This is a genomic window from Desulfonatronospira sp. (genome assembly GCA_003563255.1).
Classification (GTDB): Bacteria; Desulfobacterota; Desulfovibrionia; order Desulfovibrionales; family Desulfonatronovibrionaceae; genus Desulfonatronospira.
The window spans coordinates 1-3,239 of sequence record PWSL01000270.1 but is presented as its reverse complement, the minus strand read 5'-3'; the positions used below and the strand labels follow the sequence as shown (position 1 = coordinate 3,239).

2 protein-coding genes are annotated in these 3,239 nt (G+C 51.9%); both read right to left on the bottom strand.

Going from position 1 to position 3,239, the window contains the following annotated elements; translation table 11 throughout:
- On the bottom strand, window positions 1–245 hold a 245-nt coding region (locus QZP87_RS07840), incomplete at its 3' end, for an AAA family ATPase (RefSeq protein WP_291322365.1).
- 602 nt (window positions 246–847) lie between these two features.
- Complete coding sequence (locus tag QZP87_RS07835) at window positions 848–2,743, bottom strand: ASKHA domain-containing protein (RefSeq protein WP_291322364.1); 1,896 nt, start codon at window positions 2,741–2,743, stop codon at window positions 848–850.
- Window positions 2,744–3,239 lie beyond the last annotated feature (496 nt).

Genomic DNA, 3,239 nt, shown 5'->3' with positions numbered 1-3,239 from the left:
TAAGCCTCTTTGGACATGCCAGCCGGGATTTCTCCATCCCTTATCTCCTGGGTCATATCTTCACGCATGCCGCCGATGGTCTTATCCACTTCCACTCCCAGGGACAGGTTCAGAGTGGAATTGGAATCAGCATCGACTGCCAGCACCGGCCCGCGGCCTTCCTGGATCAAAAACCTGATAATCAAAGAGGACAGAGTGGTTTTTCCTGTACCCCCCTTGCCCACCAGGGCAATGGTCTTACTCACTTTAACATTCTCCTTATAGATTAAACCTAAGACAACTTAAAACTTCAAGTGAAGCATTAACTGTTTATTCAGCACTTACTTTTGAAATTGTATCTGTTTAGCGCTTTGCATGTAGCACGGGGACTGGTTCTTCCGTCACGCCTGAGGCGTGATTGTCCCAAAAAATAAGTCGATTTGAGCACAAAATGATGCTCAAGTGGGTCCCGGAGTGCCTGTCCCCTGCTTTCCTTAAAAGCGCTAACACTACAGCGAAACTTATTTATTGACCTCCGGGGACTGGCTCTTTTGCCACCGGGATTTTGGAGTATGGCAGGTAGTCAACCAGCAAAAGTGCCTGTCCCCAATTGAGACAGGTTATAAAATGTTATAAGTTTCGCTGTAGTGCTAAACAGATACATGAAGTTTATTCCTGCTCTTGAGATTGATAATAACCAGCAAAAGTAAGTGCGGGACTGATTCCTGGCATCACAACTCTCTGACTTTTCTGACATCTAACTTCTGACCCCTGACCTCTGACCTCTTATCTCTGACGTCTGATCTCTGACTTCTTCCCCATGCCCTATGCCCCATGCCCCATGCCCCATGCCCTATGCCACCAAAGCTCACCCCATAAGGCCGGCCTGAACTGATGGAAACAGGGACATGTCCGTATGAGGCATAAAAAGAGCGGATACGTACTGATCCATGAATGAAGGATCCTGGCTGAGCTCCAGGTAGGTCATTTTTTTGCAGACCTGCAGGGCTTCCTGGCGCATCCGCCTGGACAGAAGCATTACCCTGGATCCCAGTAGAGAGCCGTTGCCTATGTATTTGACCCTGTCCGGGCTGATTTCCGGCAGAAGTCCTATGGTAACCGCCTTGTCCAGCTCAAGGTAGCGGCCGAAACCTCCGGCTATGAGCAGTTCGTCCACATCCTGCAGAGTTATGCCCACAGCGTTCAGCAGGGTGGTGATGCCGGCGAATACCGCAGCCTTGGCCCGCAGAAGATTGTCCAGATCACCCTCGGTGATGACTATATCCTGACCATTTTGGGCGTCTTCAGCCCAGACCAGGACATATTCCAGGGCCTCCTGTCCGCGGATCCTGGGAGTGTCCAGTTCTGTATTAAAGCGTCCTTTGGAGGTTATCACTCCGGCCGTGAGCAGTTCGGCCATGGCGTCAATGAGCCCTGAACCGCAGATCCCCCTGGGGCTGGACTGGCCAACGGTCAAAATCATAGGTTCAAAGGTAACAGGATCTATCCTGACCTGCTCCACAGCTCCGGTGGCGGCGCGCATCCCGTGCTTGATGGCTCCCCCTTCAAAGGCCGGCCCTGCAGAGCACGAACACCCGATGAGCCACTCGGAACCGCCCAGGACTATTTCTCCGTTGGTGCCCACATCTATATAAAGGATCAGCTTTTCCGAACGAAAGAGGTTGGAGCCGATAAGCCCGGCAGTAATGTCTCCTCCCATATAGCTGGCCCTGGAAGGAGTCAGATATATCCTGGCCGAATCACTCCACTCCAGGGATAGTTCACCGGCCTGAAGAACAGGCGGAGCGCTTGTCACCGGCACATAAGGCTCTTCCCTGATGCCTGGCTCCACGCCCATAAACAGGTGTGTCATGGTGGTATTGCCGGACATGACCACGTCGGCTATATCCTGACTTTGCACCCCGGTCTCCTTGAGCATCTCCTGAACCAGGCCGTTTAGAGTGCTGTGGGCCAGGCCCTGGATATGGGCAAGGTTTTCCCGTTTTCTGGAGGCGTAGACTATGCGGGAGATGACGTCTTCTCCACAGGAGTACTGGCTGTTGTAGTCCGAGCGATGAGCCTGGACCCGGCCGTTTTCCAGGTTGACCAGTTCCGTGCAGATGGTGGTGGTGCCAATGTCCACGGCCAGACCGTAAACAGGCTCTGTCCTGTGGCCGGGAAATGCCTGGGTAACCTCGAAACCCTCATCATTGGAAAAAACGGTAAAGGTGGCCTTCCACCCGGAAGATCGAAGAACACTGGAAGCCTGCTTGATTACCGGCAAGGAAAGATGGATCTTTTTGCTGCCAAGCTGTTTTTCCAGGGCCCTTGTCAATCTGTCCACATCACTGACATTGTCTTCCAGGGAGGGAGGAGGCAGTTCCAGATAGATCCTCTGGACCGAAGGGTTGATCTCAATATGGCCAAGCAGCTCGGAAGGTTCCACGCTGGTGAGCATGGCCCTTTCAATGGCCTGGCGGTCGATTGCCCGGGCATCTTCAGGCAGGTGGACCTCTATATCCGAGTTGATCCTGGTGATGCAGGCCAGGGCATATCCCTTTTCCTGATCAGCGGCACTTATTCTGGCAGATATATCAGACTCAAACTCACCCTTTTCCACCAGAACCTTACATTTGCCGCAGCTGCCGCTGCCGCCGCAGGAAGCACTGAACTGTACCCCGGCCATCATGGCTGCCCGCAGCAGGTTTTCGCCCTGCTGCACATGCACCTGTTTGCCTGCGGGAAGAAAAGTCACATTGAACATAAAAGATTTCCGTTTTCCTGGATGTATACATCGGATATGGAGATTGTGGCAAAGATACACACCAGTACACTTGATTGTGCTAATTCAAAAATAACACATACAGTATCCGTTTAGCGCTTTGCATGTGGCATGGGGACTGGCTCTTCCGAAACCCACTTGCCCCAAAAATGAGACATTTTTTTAGCACAAAATGATGCTCAAGTGGGTCCCGGAGTGCCTGTTTCTGCTTTACTTAAAAGCGCTATACAGATAACCCATACGTTAGAAAAACAATTCCTGTAAAGCATAAAAAAATAATCCAGAATCTCCTTTTAGGTGAGCGGCATTATTTCATAGTGGAGCGGGTAACTGTTTAGCGCTTTGCATGAGGCACGGGGTAACCATTCAGGGGAGGTCGCAATCGGCCTGGGGGCAGTCCCGCGTTTATCTTATTCTTCAGAACCGTGTGTGCGGAGCACCTGTGTGAAGCCTGATGGCTTCCCGTGCCAGAGAAGAT